The sequence below is a fragment of the Pseudomonas sp. NPDC098740 genome (assembly GCF_044760065.1).
GTDB lineage: Bacteria > Pseudomonadota > Gammaproteobacteria > Pseudomonadales > Pseudomonadaceae > Aquipseudomonas > Aquipseudomonas rossensis.
The window spans coordinates 13788-31980 of sequence record NZ_JBIWAM010000002.1; the positions used below are offsets into that span (position 1 = coordinate 13788).

At 54.7% G+C, this 18193-nt stretch carries 14 protein-coding genes; 6 read left to right on the top strand and 8 right to left on the bottom strand.

What is annotated here, in order from left to right; genetic code table 11:
• Positions 1–48: 48 nt before the first annotated feature.
• From ACIQU2_RS02645 to ACIQU2_RS02665, 5 genes are all read right to left on the bottom strand, one after another.
• Entirely contained in the window at positions 49–4401 is a 4353-nt protein-coding gene (locus ACIQU2_RS02645; RefSeq protein ID WP_403138367.1) for a glycosyltransferase, read from the bottom strand.
• A complete protein-coding gene (locus tag ACIQU2_RS02650) occupies positions 4394–5746 on the bottom strand; it encodes an ABC transporter ATP-binding protein (RefSeq protein ID WP_403138369.1) in 1353 nt (450 codons plus the stop codon). Before ACIQU2_RS02650 ends, ACIQU2_RS02645 begins: the two co-directional genes overlap by 8 nt.
• Positions 5736–6563 (bottom strand): ABC transporter permease, encoded by an 828-nt coding sequence (locus tag ACIQU2_RS02655; RefSeq protein ID WP_403138372.1) that lies wholly within the window; start codon positions 6561–6563, stop codon positions 5736–5738. Before ACIQU2_RS02655 ends, ACIQU2_RS02650 begins: the two co-directional genes overlap by 11 nt.
• Entirely contained in the window at positions 6563–7108 is a 546-nt protein-coding gene (gene rfbC / locus ACIQU2_RS02660) for a dTDP-4-dehydrorhamnose 3,5-epimerase (protein WP_403138877.1), read from the bottom strand. Before rfbC ends, ACIQU2_RS02655 begins: the two co-directional genes overlap by 1 nt.
• A 592-nt stretch (positions 7109–7700) precedes the next feature.
• Complete coding sequence (locus tag ACIQU2_RS02665) at positions 7701–8651, bottom strand: glycosyltransferase family 2 protein (RefSeq protein WP_403138375.1); 951 nt, start codon at positions 8649–8651, stop codon at positions 7701–7703.
• A 610-nt stretch (positions 8652–9261) separates the two neighbouring features.
• Between ACIQU2_RS02665 and ACIQU2_RS02670 the strand changes: the two genes are divergently transcribed.
• The 4 genes from ACIQU2_RS02670 to fabF all read left to right on the top strand — a co-directional run bounded on the left by ACIQU2_RS02670 (position 9262) and on the right by fabF (position 13960).
• Positions 9262–11169 (top strand): polysaccharide biosynthesis protein, encoded by a 1908-nt coding sequence (locus ACIQU2_RS02670; RefSeq protein ID WP_403138880.1) that lies wholly within the window; start codon positions 9262–9264, stop codon positions 11167–11169.
• Between the two features lie 112 nt (positions 11170–11281).
• On the top strand, positions 11282–11617 hold the full coding sequence (locus ACIQU2_RS02675; RefSeq protein ID WP_403138377.1) for a ComEA family DNA-binding protein: 336 nt from the start codon (positions 11282–11284) through the stop codon (positions 11615–11617).
• Positions 11618–11858: 241 nt separating this feature from the next.
• Positions 11859–12653: an SDR family NAD(P)-dependent oxidoreductase gene (locus ACIQU2_RS02680; protein ID WP_403138380.1), complete on the top strand. Its 795-nt coding sequence runs from the start codon at positions 11859–11861 to the stop codon at positions 12651–12653.
• 32 nt (positions 12654–12685) lie between these two features.
• On the top strand, positions 12686–13960 hold the full coding sequence (fabF, locus tag ACIQU2_RS02685) for a beta-ketoacyl-ACP synthase II (protein WP_403138382.1): 1275 nt from the start codon (positions 12686–12688) through the stop codon (positions 13958–13960).
• On the opposite strand, the gene ACIQU2_RS02690 is transcribed toward fabF, so the two are convergent.
• Positions 13957–14514, bottom strand: coding sequence for a TetR/AcrR family transcriptional regulator (locus ACIQU2_RS02690; protein WP_111450694.1), 558 nt, complete (start codon positions 14512–14514; stop codon positions 13957–13959). The genes fabF and ACIQU2_RS02690 overlap by 4 nt on opposite strands.
• A 176-nt stretch (positions 14515–14690) precedes the next feature.
• On the opposite strand from ACIQU2_RS02690, the gene ACIQU2_RS02695 reads away from it, so the two are divergent.
• Both ACIQU2_RS02695 and ACIQU2_RS02700 read left to right on the top strand, forming a co-directional pair.
• Positions 14691–15344, top strand: a complete 654-nt coding sequence (locus ACIQU2_RS02695) for a GntR family transcriptional regulator (RefSeq protein WP_046057107.1) — start codon at positions 14691–14693, stop codon at positions 15342–15344.
• A 15-nt stretch (positions 15345–15359) separates the two neighbouring features.
• Positions 15360–16208 carry an urea carboxylase-associated family protein gene (locus ACIQU2_RS02700; RefSeq protein WP_403138386.1) on the top strand — a complete coding sequence of 283 codons (849 nt, stop codon included), beginning with the start codon at positions 15360–15362 and terminating at the stop codon, positions 16206–16208.
• Between the two features lie 176 nt (positions 16209–16384).
• On the opposite strand, the gene ACIQU2_RS02705 is transcribed toward ACIQU2_RS02700, so the two are convergent.
• Both ACIQU2_RS02705 and eat read right to left on the bottom strand, forming a co-directional pair.
• Positions 16385–16552 (bottom strand): DUF2897 family protein, encoded by a 168-nt coding sequence (locus ACIQU2_RS02705; RefSeq protein WP_008006000.1) that lies wholly within the window; start codon positions 16550–16552, stop codon positions 16385–16387.
• 223 nt (positions 16553–16775) lie between these two features.
• Positions 16776–18140 (bottom strand): ethanolamine permease, encoded by a 1365-nt coding sequence (eat, locus tag ACIQU2_RS02710; protein ID WP_403138389.1) that lies wholly within the window; start codon positions 18138–18140, stop codon positions 16776–16778.
• Positions 18141–18193 lie beyond the last annotated feature (53 nt).

Genomic DNA, 18193 nt, shown 5'->3' on the forward strand with positions numbered 1-18193 from the left:
TTGGCAAGGAGCCTAAAAAGGCGCGCCAAACTTAATGCGTTTGCATGGTCATAGTTTTACCCTTGGTGGCCAAGCAAGCCCGAAATCTTCATGGTCAAGCGTCAGATTTGGATTGTATGCATAATCATTTTGTATGTCTGGCCAACGCGCTTGAATGTAAGTTACTTCTTTCATAAAACGCTCTTTCTTTTCGGGCGTATCTTCAAGCCCACGTGTGGCTGATTCGTGGTGATACATTTCGGCGAATGGCGTCCATACATTGATGTAGCCAGCCTCTTGAATGCGTAGGCAGAAATCCACGTCATTAAATGCGATTTTCAGATTTTCTTCGTCTAGTCCATGGACTTGATCAAATGTTGATTTTTTAATAATCAAACAAGCTGCAGTTACTGCTGAGAGTTCTTGAATCAGTGCTGCTCTGCAGAAGTAGCCGTAATCACCCTTGGGCAGATATTTATGTGAATGCCCTGCAACGCCGCCAACACCCGCGATTACGCCGCCATGTTGCAAGCGATCGTCGGGATACCACAGGCGTGCGCCCACAGCTCCGACGTTAGGTTGCAGAGCGATAGATACCATCTCATCAAGCCATTCCGGGGTGATGATTTCGATGTCGTTGTTAATCAGGCCAATCAACTCCCCGCGCGCTTGGCGTACAGCACCATTATTCAGAGCTGAGTAGTTGAAGGGGCCGTCATCGCGCAGGACGCGGATATTGTCTTCCCGATCTATTTCAGTGAAATACTCCAGAGACTCGGGATCATCAGAGCCGTTGTCGATCAGAATGATTTCGTAGCTAGGATAGGTGGTCAGCGTCTTGATGCTATCGATGCATTGCTTTACCAAGCCGTGGGCGTTACGGGTCGGAATAATCAAACTGACCAATGGTAACTGTTCAGGCAACTGATAATGAACACGGTACATACCCATTGGCAGAAGTTCTGTCGAACCAATATTACCCTTACGTTGCAAATGTTCGTCCAGTGCTTTCACACCAGCCAAGGCTGCGTAGGGCTTCTCATCGCCCGCCATTGCAGTACTGCCAGCATGTATGCGCCAGTGATACAGCACTCGCGGGATGTGGATGATTTGCTCGCGTTCCAACTGCTCGCTGCAACGTAGCGCCAGGTCGTAGTCCTGTGCACCTTCAAAGCCTGGGCGAAATTGACCGACTTTTTCCACCAGATCTTTGCGATAGACACCCAGGTGGCAAACCATATTCTGCGAGCGAAACAGAAATTCGTTCCAGTCTGATTTGAAATAAGGCGAGCTTCTTTTTCCGTCGGTATCGATCTTGTCTTCATCGGAATAAATCAGGCCTACGTCTGGATTTTCAATGATTGTGCGAGCTACCCAGTAGAGTGCGTGCTCGGGCAGCAGATCATCATTGTCCATCAGAGCAATGTACTGCCCTGTGGCAACTTCAATCGCAGAGTTACTGGCGCGGGAGATGTGGCCGTTTTCCGAGCGGAAAACCACTTTGATGCGCTTATCTTCCTTTGTCAGCGATTTAAGATATTCATGCACAGCGGGTTGTGTCGACGCGTCGTCAGCAAGGCATAGCTGCCAGTTTGGATACAACTGAGCCTGTACACTTTCTACAGCTTCACGAAGCAGGTCGATAGGCGGGTTATACACGGGCATGATGATCGAAATCAAAGGCTTCCTTGCCCACTTTCTGATTTCTTCATTCATGCGCCAGCGACCGTTGTCATCAACAGTATCGTAGTACGCGACCCACCTTGAATAATCGTGACGGTCCGGTACTTCGCGAGTTTCCTGTCCAATAAATGCGAACTCGCTTGCACCATTGAGCCACCGAAGACGGGCGATAAGGCCTGCCGTTCCCTGGAGTTTCCAGACAGCCAAAGCTTTTTGAGCCGTGCTTTGAATGCCGCCGCCCCGACGGATGGTTGAAGGCAGTATCCGAAGTATTTTACGCAGGCGGCGCATGATCAGAATAGATCGGCGCAGGGGGGCAGTCATCTTCCAGCTGGAAGAGCTTTGCATACTAATAATCTGTAAATTCAGATTATGGATGTGTGTATCTTTTTGCACCTGTTGAAGCGTGAGCTTGCCTTCCAGGTTCTGAATGTGCAGAGCTCTTTCATTGAGCTCGTCGGCCTGAGAGTTATTGAGTTGCAGTTGCTCCAACTCCAAATTCCTTTGACTTAGCAGTTCTAACTGTTTCTGCGTGGACTGTTGCAATTCTGCATATCTGATGTTTGCCGCTTCTAGTTCCCGCTCCAGCGGTTTTGTCAGCCTGGCTGAGGCTTCGTTCAATGCTGTTTCACTAAGCACGGTAATCTCTTGAGCGATTTGCTCATCCATAAGTAATGTCAAGTCTATTTCCAGTGTCAGCTGTTCAAGACTTCCCAGTGTTTGAAGATCGACAGGCAAGACCAGATACGGGTCGCTGTTGAGGGACAGATACAGCGCGCTCTTGTCGGCGCGTCTGAACTTTATTACGCCAGAATCGGACGTGTGTTCACCTTGCCACAGCCAAACGGTTTGAGCGTCACGGACAATTTTCATTCGGCTGATGGTAAATGACTGTCGAGCGTCGATCGGGTCAAATCTCAGTACGTTGCTGTCAGTGGAAATCGCAGCCATCGAAAAAGCGAGTGTTTGTTCGCCGTTTTGTACTTCCTGGCTGATTGTCTTACGCTCAGAGAACGAGTCTGATGAGCTGCTGTAATAAAGGGTGGCGCGCGGCCGCTTGATTTGAGCTGAGCCAAACGTATTAATCGTCTTGTCGGGAGACCAGTCAAGAAAATTGGTGATACTGCGGCCTGTCACTTTTTCCTGGAAACGAGCCTCTTTGACAATGTAACGCTCAAGGTCTTCAGGCGTGATGTGAATGTTCACGCTTTCTAACAACTGGATGATGAACGCCTGTCTGCTCAGGGTTGAGGCGCTGGCAGAAAGGGGGTTGGCGCACGCCAGCAGCAGCAGCAGGCCGCGCATCAAAAGATGACCCAGCTCCACACCATCGGACATTTCCCATTCGACATCGATCAGGGAAGGGTTGCCGTTGTCATCAATAACGATGTTGTGGGGGACTGCATCAATGTATCGCCCAGGCAACAGATCCGTGATGTTTTCAAGACCAAGATCAACCCCTTCTTTTGCCAGGAGTACTTTCAAATGTTGGAGATACACCGTGAGAAATGGATTGAAACTGAGGGTCGTCCAATCAATGGTGGTGGCCGTTTCTAAAAACTGCAGGCTGAGGATTTTTCCTTTGGCGTAGGCATCTGTTGCTGGAAGTACGTACTTGAAAGTCTTATCCTGTTCGGGGTCTATTTCTGTCCCCAAGCGTCGATATTGAACTTCAATACCTTGGTTCGACTGAACAAACAGCGACTCCTTACAGTACGCCGCTTTTCGGCCGGTGCTGTAATGGTAAGCGAGCGTTGTATCCGAGATCGCAGCGGTTCCGGCACACGAAGCTGCCACCAGGAACGAGTTGGCCAAATCCATGCCCAGCTCGTTATCGATGACAACCGGCCACGCTTTTTCCAGATTGAAATGGGTTAATTCGGGCAGTTGCGGGTCTTTTTTTACGTTCTGCCAGGCCAGCGCTGCAGCGTCGAAGTCTTCTGACGCGAAACCCGCCTCGGTGATGATCGAGTTCGGCAGTTTGTAGTCCGGGCTCGGGGACAGGAACGTCGAGGATTTGAAGCCTGCTCTCTCGATCAGTCGCGCCAGCTCTTTACGTCCAAAGGTTTTGGGTTGGCCTGCGGCGTATCGGCCTTCGATGCCATACATTGGGACGCTGACATGGTCCTCCGGCGCACCGGCGAAATACTTCAAGCCAAGCTGATTTTCAATGGCAATAAAAAGATGCCCATCAGGTTTGAGCAAGCCGCGAATACGTTTGAGCATGGCATAGGCAGGGTCAGCATCAGAGCTGAACATGCTGGCGTACTCCAGCACACCGATAAGCGTGATGGCGTCGAATTGTTCGTCAGTCTTGAAGTCGTCGAAGCGCTCTGCCAAAACCGTCACATTCGACAGTCCGCGGGTGCGACTGGCGGCAATGGACGCGCGTCGCGGGCTGCCTTCGAGGCTCAGCAACTGTGCGCCGCATTCGCCCAGGAACCGGCTGATTGCACCGCAGCCTGCACCGATCTCCAGGACCTTGCCTTTGAGCAGATGTTCGAACGGGCGCAGGATATTGCCGCGAATGGAGCTTAGGTGGTAAAGCGTCGCCCAGTCGGTGCAGTGTTGAGGTAACTCTTCAGACAGGACGGATACATCCCCGGCATCGCGAATAATCGCGGCGAGTTTGTTTTCAGTCACATCACCGTCGCTGTAAGCGATACCTTGGTAATCGGAACGCACCCATACGCCGGTCTGTTCGTCGCGGGTATACCCGTAGCGATCAAGTTCAAACATTTTCAGTTACCAATTTGATTTCCAAGGATGCACCTAAATCTATCAAGCCCAACACTTGTGGAGTGGGGGCTACGACAAAGTGAATAGAGTCGTAGCGTCGGTCGTGAGGCAAGATATCTTCACCGGACCTGGATGCGATCCCTACGGAAATAAAGTAATCACCTGTTGCAAGCCGGTTAACAAACTTCAAACAGGCTGTAGCTTGGGAGCCTTCGGAACCGATCGTTTGCATCGATTCGCAATCAAGCAGGTATGAATTCGTACCGTAAACCGTTACCCCTTCCTTGGTCTTGATGGTGAAGCCAAGTATCGGACTGACAACCATATGATTAAATTGTATCGCGAGATTAAGTTCGATTTCTTCACCCGTTTCAATCGTGTTCGGGTACTCGCGTCCCGCAGCACTCAAATGAAAGTCCAGCAGTCTGGCAGCGCCGTCGCCCCAGCGATACTCATGGGAGTTGTAACCGGGCCGACTCGCATAGGCATTTTGCTCGAAGCTGAGCTTCACCGCTTCAGAAGATCGGGCTGGCAGCGCAGCCAGTGGCTCGGGTGCTTCCTTTTTTTCCGGACGCTTTTCGCGGCCGAAGAGAATGTCCATGTAGCGGTTGACCACCGGCCGAGATTCGCCGATGAGTTCGATTCTGCTGTCGTTGATCAGAATCGCACGAGAGCAGTGAGTAACCACCTGCTCACTGGCGTGGGTGACGAGCAAAATGCTGGTCCCGTTGTCTTTGAGTTGCCGCAGGCGTTCAAAACACTTGGCCTGGAAGCGGGCGTCGCCAACGGAAAGGGCTTCATCCACGATCAGAATGTCGGGATCTACCTGGGCCTGTACAGCAAACGCCAGACGCACGGCCATGCCGCTTGAATAGGCTTTCACGGGCTGGTCAATGAACTCGCCGATGTCTGCAAAGCCTGCGATCGCGTCGAACCGTTCGTTAACCTCATCCCGGGTCAGGCCCAATACTGCGGCGTTGAGATAGATGTTTTCGCGTCCGGTGAACTCCGGGTTGAAGCCGGAGCCAAGCTCCAGCAACGCGGCAATACGTCCTCGGGTTTCGATCGAACCGGTCGTGGGCGTCAGGGTGCCGCAGATGATTTGCAGAAGCGTGGATTTACCAGAGCCGTTGCGACCCACGATACCAACGGTTTCGCCTTTTTTTACATCAAAGCTGATGTCGCGTAATGCCCAGAATTCCTTGCCGTATGTGGTGATCTCGTCACCCGCCCAGCGTTGCAGGCGCGGCATGATTGCCTGTTTCAGGCGATCCCGGGGTTTGTCATAGGTATAAAAACACTTCGAGATGTTTTGTACGCTGATTGCGACATTATCAGAGGACATCAGCGAACCCTTTTCGTGTTTTTTGGAAGAACCAGAACCCGGCAGCGGCGATGAGTGCGCCAATGATCATCGCTATGCCCAGGCTGTCCCACTGAGGCAAATGTCCGAAAAGCAGAACGTTTCGGCTTTCTTCAATGATGTAGGTCAGCGGGTTGAGCCTCAGCCAAGGCTGATAAACCTCGGGTAACGCCGCAACGGGGTACAGCACAGGTGACAAAAACAGCAGCACGGTTGTCAGTACCGCGATGACATGCCCGACATCGCGCAGAAACACCCCAAGGGATGCGAGAAACCAGCTGAAGCCTAGGGTTGCCAATAGCAGCGGCACCAGAATCAATGGGAACAGCAGAGCCGTCCATTGCATCGTATGCGTTAGGATCACCTGGGCGATCAACAGGACCAGCAGGCTGATGCTGCTATGGAACAAGGCCGAACCCAAGGTAATGACCGGAAGAATTTCCAGAGGGAAAACGACCTTTTTTACGTAGTTGCCGTTGGTCAGAATCAGCGACGGCGCGCGGTTTGCGCATTCGGCAAACAAGCCATGAACAATCATGCCGACGAACAACAGGATGGCAAAACCACCTTTGCCTGTATCCATGCCGACCCAGCGGGCCTTGAAGATCTCGGAAAAAACAAAGGTGTATACGGCCAGCATCAATATCGGATTGAAGAAGGACCAAGCCAAGCCCATTACCGAGCCACGGTAGCGCCCGACGACTTCGCGGGTGGTCATTTGCGCGATAAGTTGCCGGTTATGCCACAAGCTTTTGACGAGGCTGGCAGGTCCGCTTGCCGGAGACAGATGTGGATTCACTAGGCAAACACCTCAGCATTTTTGAGCAGGGCTGCTGCCTGATCCTTGACGGACATGGTAGGTGCTTCCTCAAGTGGCCACTCGATACCGATGGCAGGATCGTTCCATGCCAGGCTGCGTTCATAGGCAGGTGCGTAGTACTCGGTGGTTTTGTACAAGAATTCGGCGCTTGGCGACAGAACAACGAAGCCATGGGCGAACCCTTCAGGTACCCATAGCTGATGTTTGTTTTCAGCGCTTAGATAGGCGCCGACCCATTTACCGAAAGTGGGTGAGCTTTTGCGCAGGTCAACGGCAACATCAAAGACTTCGCCCACCGTTACGCGGACCAGTTTGCCCTGAGGTTGTTTGATCTGATAATGGAGTCCGCGTAACACACCCTTTACCGAGCTTGAGTGATTGTCCTGGACGAACTGGACGTCGCGGCCTACTGCATCATCAAAGGTTTTTTTGTTGAAACTTTCATAAAAAAAGCCGCGGTCGTCACCATAGATTTTTGGCTCAAAAAGGATGACCTCCGGGATGGCCAGCAATGTTGTTTTTATCGTCATGGATTCTCAACCAGAAAAAAGGGTGATGTCACTGCGATGGCCATCTGCAAGAGGCGCATTGGCAGTGTCAACAGAACTTTGAGGAGCGAACCTGTCCTGGCAGGGACAGGTTCTGGCGAGTAGGCACTCACCGGCTCTTTTGGGCGTGCTGATGGAAAGTTGAAGGGGCTGATCCCACGCATAGTTTTGTTGCCACCTGACAGTGCAGTGGGAATCACTCCATCTCGCTTCATTTCGTTCCTTCAGTGGTTACCAAGTTTAATCAATATTGTGTCTATTCGACGGTTTTCGTTGCTTTTTCGAAGAACCTGTATTAAATGCTGCCCAATGGCGGAACTGAATGTAACGACTGGTTTACATAAAGGTCTTGAGTCCATCGCTGCCTACCGAAGGTAGTGGCGCCTCGGCAATATTATCGGGCAAGCTCTGTGCGGGATGTCGGGCTGATACTGACTGAGCATTGCCCTTATTTTCGCATGGCGTGGCGATCCCTCAACGACCCTTCGCCGATGGCGGGCGGCACCTTACCATATGTGAGACGCAGAGGCATCCATGCCCCATACGGGTTGACCCTTGAATGTGCGTCTCAGATTCTGTTCAAGCACGCTGCGATGAAGAGGCTGATGTTGCCTGGCAGCGTTTGACGATAGATTCCTGATTTTTTCATCAGGTAAAGCCGCGTAAAAAACGAGCTTTGGCGAGCTTGTTCAAATCGCTCCATCGTCTGTTGGCTTTGAGGTGTCAGCTTTGGCCGGAAGCTGTTCAAGATTCGCAGGTTTTGAGTGCTCCATTCACTGAATCTTCCCGTGCACATTTTTGCCAGGCGGACCAATCGATCCCGCAACCCGTTGTTTGCGCCGATGAGGTTCTCGTTGTGCTGGCGATAATCAAGAGTGGGCTGAGGGTCATAGAAGACTTTTCCGCCGCAACCAGTGACGAGCAGATAGGTCAGCCAGTCATGGGCGACGATCACTGCGTCGTCCGGCGTCTTGGCCAGCAATTCGCGTGCTTGGGTGTTAATGAGCATGGTATTTGCCCCGGCAATGCTTTGAACCAAGGCATTACCGAACCCAGGCGCAGCGGAAAAAAGGGGAGAGTAGCCTTGTACCTGTTTGTCAGCTGAAATCAGGCGTGTCCTGGAGCAATAAAGGGCAGGAATGCTTCGGGGAATAGCAGCTTTGGCAATACTTCGTTCGAGCTTGTCCTCGAACCAGATATCATCTTGATCACTGAACGCGTAGTAGTCGGCGATGATTGACCGATTTTTAATCAGCGATAGAAAGTTTCTGGCAAAGCCTTGACGCGGTCCGCTCAATAGGATCAGACGGTCCTTGCCCAGCACCTGTTGATAGTTGTTCAGCACGACTAGCGTGTCATCGTTCGACCCATCGTCGGAAGCGTAAACAATCCAGTTTTTATGCGTTTGCCTGAGAAACGACTCGAGTTGCTCACCAAGAAACCTGGATCCGTTATATGTGCAAAGCAAAATAGCGACTTTCGCCCTGGATGTCTCGACCGCTAGAGAATCATGAGTCATCTGACTTGAGCTCGAGCGATGTGGCTGCGTGTTCATTTTTAAATCTCAAGCATTGCCGAGTCGTACTAGTCTCAACAGGAGATTAGACTTCTAATTCAGTTGAACTCGGTGAGGATGCACAATTTTGGATATTGGATTTTTTGAGGTAAGGCATTAGCTCATCGAGATTTTTATCCGTGGAAAAAGTGAGGCGTTGGGCATTTTAAGGTGGATTGCTCAAAATGTCTGTGTCAGCGGCACTTCGCCCCTTTTGCATGATCAATTCCATGCGTCCGCGACATTGTGAAAGCGGTGCTCTACGGATTAGGTGGTGAGGGTCGTGATACACATGCTACGAGGGGCGCTGATCGCTGTCATGCGAAAACAGGATGCCCGCTCATGTTCGTGAATGAAATTTTGGCATTCGCCTTGAAATCGGTCATGTTGTTGGGGCAGTCGGGCATTTCCATGTGATCGAAGTGCTCGCGCAGGTACACTGTAGCAACGTCCGAGAGAGGGAGCGGGAATAGTGTTCGATGACGTTACGGATAGACTCAGGGTTTTTTTGGTTAGTCTTCCTCGCCGGAAAAAACGGCTGATTCAAGTCGCCACCGACGTTGTGCTGGTGTGGATGGCTCTTTGGCTTGCCTTCATCGTCCGCCTCGGCATCGACGACATGTACAACCCCTTGAAGGTCCACTTCTGGCTCTTCGCATGTGCGCCGGTTGTAGCCATTCCTTTATTTATCCGATTCGGCATGTACCGAGCGGTCATGCGCTATTTTGGCAACGATGCGTTGATCGCCATTATCAAGGCTGTGAGCCTGTCCTCGTTGATCCTTGCGGTCGTGGTCTACTGGTACAGCAACCATGAAGCCGTAGTGCCGCGGTCCATCATCTTCAATTACTGGTGGCTCAGCCTTGTCATCATTGGTGGTCTGCGTCTTTGCATGCGCCAATACTTTATGGGTGATTGGTTCACCGGCGCTCAGCATGTGCCTTTTACCAATCGAAATGACGGTCTCACCAAGGTTGCAATATATGGCGCAGGCGTAGCAGGCAATCAACTGGTCGCGGCGCTTCGTATGGGCCGGGTCATGCGTCCCGTGGCGTTTATCGACGATGATCCAAGCATCGCGGATCGTTCGATAGCCGGGTTGCAAGTCTACAAACCCAAACACATCCAACAGATGATTGATGAATCAGGCGCGCAGGAAATCCTTCTGGCTCTGCCGTCATCAACCCGCGCACGACGTCGGGAAATTCTCACTATCCTGGAGCGTTACCCGCTTCATATCCGAAGCGTACCCAACTTCACCGATCTGGCCAGCGGCCGGGTAAAGGTCGAAGACATCCAGGAAGTGGATATCGCGGACCTTTTGGGTCGCGACTCGGTACCAGCGCAACCAGACCTGCTCGAACGCTGTATCAAAGGCAAGACAGTCATGGTCACTGGCGCCGGTGGATCGATCGGTGCGGAACTGTGCCGGCAAATTTTCTCACTGGGCCCGACTACGCTTTTGCTATTCGAGCACAGTGAATTCAACCTCTACAGCATTCTCTCGGAACTGGAGCAACGCGCTTCTCGTAAGTCTGTTACGGTCAGATTGTTGCCAATTCTCGGTTCCATCCGTCATCAAGACAAACTTCTGGATGTGATGAAAACCTGGGGAGTGGACACCGTCTACCACGCTGCCGCTTATAAGCATGTCCCGATGGTCGAGCACAACATTGCCGAAGGCGTGCTTAATAACGTCATTGGCACGCTCAACACTGCTCAGGCTGCGTTGCAATCAGGTGTCTCCAACTTTGTGTTGATCTCCACCGATAAGGCCGTACGCCCCACGAATGTGATGGGGAGTACCAAGCGTCTCGCCGAAATGACGCTTCAAGCGTTGAGTCGTGAAATCGCCCCGGTGATGTTCGGCGACAAGGCCAATGTCTCCCGGGTCAACAAGACCCGTTTCACCATGGTGCGCTTTGGCAATGTGCTGGGTTCCTCCGGTTCAGTGATCCCGCTGTTCCACAGACAGATCAAGTCCGGCGGCCCGTTGACGGTTACGCATCCGAAAATAACCCGCTATTTCATGACCATCCCCGAAGCCGCACAACTGGTGATCCAGGCGGGTTCCATGGGGCTGGGCGGTGATGTGTTTGTTCTGGACATGGGCGAGCCGGTGAAGATTGTCGAGCTGGCAGAGAAGATGATTCACCTGTCCGGTTTGAGCGTTCGTTCGGACAAGAATTTGCAAGGCGACATCTCCATCGAATTCACCGGTCTGCGTCCCGGTGAGAAGCTTTACGAGGAGTTGCTGATCGGCGACAACGTGGCAGCGACGCAACATCCGATGATCATGAGCGCCAACGAAGATCATTTGCCCTGGGATGTTCTCAAAGGCCGATTGAGGGAGTTGCTGATTGCTGTCGATCATGACGATTACAGTCGTGTCCGTCAGCTCCTGCGCGAAACCGTCAGCGGCTACACCCCCGACGGCGATATCGTTGACTGGATCTACCAGCAACGTCGCCTCGAACCCTGATTGTTTCACATCCTGTAACGGACACATTTTTGACAGGCTCCAGACATCGCCTAAGTTTGGAAGGCAGCTTCGGAAAAGCTGCTTTCTCAATCGATGTCATGGAGCTTCATTTATGCGTACTGGCTATTTCTACTCTCTGGTTTTCGCCCTGCTCACCAGCGCCTCTATTGCTGCCATTGCTGCGCCGGCGGTCAAGCCCGAGGCTGGCAATGCACCCTTGGTGCTGGAAGTTTCTCCCAAGGCACAGTCCGGCAAGGTCGATCTGAATCAGGCTGATGCGCCAACCCTTCAGCGCGAGTTGGCCGGTGTGGGCGAGGCCAAGGCCAAGGCGATTGTTGCCTATCGTGAGAGTAATGGGCCGTTTGCGTCCGTGGACGAATTGCTTGAAGTGAAGGGAATCGGTAAAGCGATTCTGGATAAGAATCGCGAGAAGCTTGAGGTGAACTAAGCTTGTAGATCAACGCCAAGAGGGCCGGTCATTGACCGGCCTTTTTTGCATTCTGGCGAGAGTGGATCAAAAGATCGCAGCCTTCGGCAGCTCCTACAAATGCGGACCTTCCGTCGATGCGAGAAAAATTACGGCTATCATATCCGGATAAGATTATGCCTATAATAAATCAATCATTCGCCAAAGCGTTCTGAGGTTCAGGCGCTTGTCTTTCCCATAGGCATCTCCCAGGAGCACAGTCATGAATTCTGTCCAGTCCCAAGGTACGGCCCTCGTCACCGGTGCTTCTTCCGGTATCGGTGCTATTTACGCTGAGCGGTTGGCGGCGCGTGGTTTTGATTTGTTGTTGGTTGCCCGTGATCAAGAGCGGCTGGAAGCAGCGGCGAGCAAGTTGCGCGGCGAGCATGGCGTTCAGGTGGAGGTGTTCAAGGCGGATCTGACGCAAAAGGATGATGTGCTGAAGCTTGAACAGCGTCTTCGCAGCGATTCGAGTATCAGCCTGTTACTGAACAACGCCGGTGTTGCAGCGGATGGTTTGTTGGCCAATGCCGACATGGATCAGCTGGAACGTTTGATTCAACTGAACGTGACAACGGTCACGCGGTTGGCCTCGGCAGCGGCCGCCAGTTTTGCCAAGGCGGGCCGGGGGACGATCATCAACATCGGATCAGTGGTTGCGTTGTTCCCCGAGCGCTTCAATGCCACTTACAGCGCCAGTAAGGCTTATGTGTTAAGTCTGACGCAGTCGTTGAACGCCGAACTGGAGGGCACCGGGGTCAAGGTGCAGGCCGTGTTGCCAGGCGTAACACGCACCGAAATCTGGGAGCGCTCCGGTATCGACGCGACCCAGATTCCGGCGGATATGGTCATGGAAGCCGATGATATGGTCGATGCGGCGTTGTCGGGTCTGGACCAGGGTGAGTTGATCACCATTCCTTCGTTGCCGGATGCGGCCGACTGGGATGCCTTCGTTGCGGCGCGTCATGTACTGGCGCCGAATCTTTCCAAAAGTAAGGCTGCCGCGCGTTACACGTGAGGCGTCATGAATCGGCTTGAGGTATTTGCGGTATGAGTGATCGTCGAGTAGTTGTAACGGGCATGGGCTTGGTGTCGCCATTGGGTTCTGGCGTCGAAGCCGTCTGGGCGCGTCTGCTGGCAGGGCGTTCCGGGTTGCGCAATTTGCCGGACGAGGTGGTTGCCGATTTGCCGGCCAAGGTCGGCGGTGCAGTGCCGACGCTGGCTGACGATCCCGAGGCGGGTTTTGACCCGGGTCGGGCGACGGCGCCCAAAGAGCAGAAGAAGATGGACCGCTTCATTATGTTTGCCATGGAAGCGGCGCGTCAGGCGCTGGAGCAGGCCGGTTGGCAAGCGGCGGACGCCAATGCCCAGGAGCGTACGGCAACCATTATCGGTTCCGGCGTGGGTGGTTTCGGTGCGATAGCGGATGCGGTGCGCACCACGGACAGCCGCGGGCCGCGACGTTTGTCGCCGTTCACCATTCCTTCATTTCTGGTCAACCTCGCCGCGGGTCATGTATCGATCCAGCACGGTTTCAAGGGCCCATTGGGTGCGCCGGTGACAGCTTGCGCGGCCGGGGTCCAGGCGATTGGTGATGCGGCGCGGTTGATTCGTTGTGGCGAGGCAGACATCGCGGTATGTGGCGGCGCCGAAGCGGCGATCGATCGCGTCAGTCTCGCCGGGTTTGCCGCTGCTCGCGCCTTGTCCAGTGGTTACAACGACACCCCGGAGCGTGCCTCGCGGCCGTTCGACAGTGACCGCGATGGCTTCGTCATGGGGGAGGGCGCGGGCCTTCTGGTGATCGAATCCCTGGAACATGCCCTGGCCCGCGGTGCTCAACCGTTGGCGGAATTGGTCGGTTATGGCACAAGTGCTGACGCCTATCACCTGACGGCAGGTCCCGAGGATGGCAGCGGTGCGCGACGGGCAATGTCGCTGGCGTTGGCCCAGGCGGGCATTTCGCCGGCGCAGGTGCAGCATCTCAATGCTCACGCAACCTCGACCCCGGTCGGGGACTTGGGAGAGTTGGCAGCCATCAAGGCGTTGTTCGGCACGGATAATGAAATCGCCGTGACATCGACCAAATCGGCTACCGGGCATTTGCTCGGCGCAGCGGGCGGTATCGAGGCGATCTTCACGCTGTTGGCGATTCGCGATCAGGTCGTGCCGGCCACCCTCAACTTCGATAACCCGGATCCCGCCGCCCAAGGCGTGGACATCGTCCACGGCCAGGCGCGGCCGATGGCTATCGAATACGCGCTGTCCAACGGCTTCGGGTTTGGTGGGGTGAATGCCAGCGTGCTGTTCAAGCGTTGGGAGGGTTAATCCCGGGGCTGTTTGAGATAGGCGCGAGTCACGTCGAGAATCCGCTGCGCCAGCTCGGGGTTCTCGACACTGCGTGACAGCAGTAAAGCCCCGACCAGTGTCGACATGATGACGATGCTTTGGTCGGCGGCGTCCTCGTCTTCAAGAGTGCCTTGCACTTGTTCGAGCCGTGCGTTGAGCACCACGTCAGTGGTCGGGCTTTGCTGCCCGCGCAGGCCGAGTTCCGATGACATGGTCGGCAACGGGCAACCTTCATCGGGTGAAGTCTGGTGCCATTCGGACAAATAGGCGTCGATGAACGCTTCCAGCGGACGATCTTGAGCGAAGAGCTCGGCGCAAATCACATCGACCTGCTCGCCTGCGGCTTGCAAAGCCTTTTCCACCAGTTCGTCCTTGGACTTGAAATGCGAGTAGAAACCACCGTGAGTCAGGCCCAGTGCTTTCATCAGCGGTTGCAGACCTGTCGCGCCAATGCCATCGCGGCGAAAGCGCGCTGACGCTTCCTTGATGATGCGTTGGTGGGTCTGGGCTTTATGGTCCTGCGAGTAACGCATCGGGTATCTCCGCAACAATGCGCCATATTAACCAATGAAAATGGGATGGTGATTGTACTTCTACTTCTAAAAAGCATGCAGATGAGTCCAACTCCGTCCTGCTGTTTAGAATGATCTGGCACGAATAGTGATTACTCATTAACTGACGATTGTTGAACAATCACGAGGCAATGAGTATGAACAGCGGACTGTCCCTGGCCGACCACATCACACTTGAGTTGCGCGCCGACATCATTGGTGGCCGGTTGCTGCCCGGCATGGCGTTGGTGGAAAACGATCTGGTGTCTGCCTACAACGCCTCCCGCAATACCATTCGCGAAGCGCTGCATCGCCTGGGGCAGGAAGGTCTGACCCGTTATGTGCGCAATAAGGGCGTGATGGTGCGCAGGCTGGGCGTTGAGGACGTGCGGGATCTGTTCAAGGTCAGGCGCACCCTGGAGCTGCAGGCCATCAGCGCGAGTCAGCCGCTGCGCGACTATCAATCCGACCGAATGCTCGAAGCCCTGGAAGCCACCGAGCTTGCCCGGGAGCGCGAAGACTGGCGCGCTGTCGGCACCCACAGCCTGGCCTTTCATCAACACATCGTCGGATTGCTGCGCAGTCCGTTGTTTGATGAGTTCTTCACCAACGTCGTCGCGCAATTGCGCCTGGTGTTCTGCACCGCCCCCGATGAATCACGTTTTCAGGCGCCCTGGCTGGCGCGCGACCGGCAGATTCATGAGTTGTTGGCCGAGGGCGACAAACGCGCGGCCGAAGACGCCATGAGCCTGTATCTCGACGATTCCGAACACCTCCTGTTGCAAATGCTTGCTCCAGTTTCCCATCACTGATCGAGGATTCGTGCCATGTACAAAGACTATCCGGCGGCCTATCAAGTCAGCAAAGGTTCCGCCTTGCAGGTGGACAAAGCCTTCTACGAGCGGATCCGCGACAAGAAGGACGGGCGCACGCTGATCGAGGAATTCGAGGTGCCGATCCGCACCGGTCGCGCCTGGAAAGTGCCGGCCGGGCACGTGTTCCGGGTGACCACTCCCGTCGGTCCGCAAGTGGGCGATTTCAACGTCTGGAATGCCAACGATCCACGGGAGCGTTTGTGGGCGGCACGGACCCGGCAGTTACAGGGCGCACACGTCAGCACCCATGACCGGCTCTGGTCGAACCTGCCTTTTCTGCGGCCGCTGGTGACCATCACCGATGACAGCCTGGCCGGTTACGGGATCGACGAACATGGCGGTCGCTTGCACGATTTGCTCGGCACTCGCTGCGATCCCTATGTGAACAAAATGCTCACTGGCGAAGACTTTCACCATCACTGCCACTCGAACCTTACCCGCGCAGTGCTGCCTCATGGCCTGACCGAATTCGACGTGCATGACGTGCTGAACATTTTCCAGTGCACGGGCCTTAACCACGACGACATGTACTTCATGAAAGCCTGTCCGGCGCAGAAGGGCGATTACCTGGAGTTTTTTGCCGAAATCGATCTGCTCTGCGCGCTCTCGACCTGCCCGGGCGGTGACCTGTCGCTGGCCATGTGGGGGCCGGATGCACAGGATCCGCTAAGCGTGTGTCGCCCGCTCGGGGTGGAGATTTATCGGTTGGAGGATTCGTTGCTTGAGGGCTGGAGTCAGCCTGAACGTGCTGCGTACAAAGGGCTGCATGGCTTGCACATTGCCAAGGCCGATTGGGAATAACCGAAAAACACACCTACCTGTAGCAGCTGGCGAAGCCTGCGTTCGGCTGCGAAGCAGTCGTAAATTCGATGCACGCGGTCTAACTGACATACCGCGTTCACTGATTTTACGACTGCTGCGCAGCCGAACGCAGGCTTCGCCAGCTGCTACAGGTGAGCCGTTTGGCGATGTTTGTTTTAGCGGTCCTGCGCATCCTTGGCATCCGCTTCCGCGTTGCGTTCAGCGACGCGTTTGCGTTGCTCCTCGGTCAGTTCGACCTTGTTGGCGGTGTCACGCAACATCATCAAACCACCAACGATCGAGCCGATTGCAACGATCAGAATCAACCAGGCATACCAGGGCATAGGGCTCTCCTTAAGGGCAGGGCGATGGGCGGGTTTCGCCAATCGATCGTGCATACCACTTTGAGCGATTAATTTTCGCAGTGGTTCCATTCTATGCCTGATCTGCCGTAGACACCGTACATCCTTGTAGGAGCTGCCGCAGGCTGCGATCTTTTGATCTTTAGCGTCAGTTGCATCGCCAAAATCAAAAGATCGCAGCCTGCGGCAGCTCCTACAGGGGAGGTTAGAGCCCGGTCAGCATCGCGTCCGCCGGTGCATCGGCACGCAGTTGCGCCGTCAGCATGAAGTACACGAACCCCACCGCCATGAAGGCCAGGAAGATCAACCCGATCAACGTGTTGAACCAGACCATTGCCACCAGGCAGACCACCGCCAGCACCAGTGCAATGAACGGCACCAGCGGATAGCACGGCGCGCGAAAGGTGCGCTCCAGATTCGGTTCGGTTTTGCGCAGTTTGAACAGGCTGAGCATGCTCATGATGTACATCACGATCGCCCCGAAGACCGCCATCGTGATCATCGCTGCCGTCAGCGTCATGCCGCCCAGGTTGATCAAACCATCACTGTAGATCGCGGCAATGCCGATCACGCCACCGGCGATGATTGCTCGGTGTGGGGTCTGAAAACGTGACAATTTGGCCAGGGACGCCGGCAGGTAACCGGCCCGGGCGAGGGCGAAGAACTGCCGCGAGTAGCCGAGGATGATTCCGTGGAAACTCGCCACCAGCCCGAACAAGCCAATCCACACCAGCATGTGCAACCAGCCCGAACTTTCACCCACCACGGTTTTCATCGCTTGCGGCAGCGGGTCGTTGATGTTCGACAAGGTGCGCCAGTCACCGACGCCACCGGCAAAGAACATCACGCCCATGGCCAGCAAAACCAACGTCAGAATGCCGCTGATGTAGGCCTTCGGAATGGTTCGTTTCGGATCCTTGGCTTCTTCGGCGGCCATGGCCGCGCCTTCGATGGCCAGGAAAAACCAGATAGCGAACGGAATCGCCGCGAACATCCCGGCAATCGCCGGGGCGCCAAACACATCGGAACCGGCCCAGCCATTGAGTGCGAAATTGCTGAAGCTGAACGCCGGGGCGACCACGCCCATGAACACCAGCAGTTCGGCCACTGCGAGAACGCAGACTACCAATTCGAAGGTTGCGGCCAGTTTCACCCCGAGGATGTTCAGGCCCATGAACACGATGTAGGCACCGACCGCTGCGTGTTTCGGGTCGAGTGCGGGGAATTGCACGTTGAGGTAGGCACCGATCGCCAGAGCGATGGCCGGCGGGGCGAAGACAAATTCAATCAGTGTCGCCAGCCCCGCGATCAATCCGCCTTTCTCTCCAAAAGCGCGGCGGCTGTAGGCAAAGGGACCACCAGCGTGAGGAATCGCGGTGGTCAGCTCGGTGAAACTGAAAATGAAGCAGGTGTACATCGTGGCGACCATAAAGGAGGTGACCAGAAAACCGAGTGTGCCCGCCACGCCCCAGCCGTAACTCCAGCCGAAGTATTCACCGGAAATCACCAGCCCGACCGCAATGCCCCACAGGTGCAGCGTGCCCAGCGTGGGTTTGAGTTGTGTGTTCATGCGTTGCTCCCTGAACGGTTTGGAAAGCTCGGGGGAGGGTGTTTGCAGTGGGC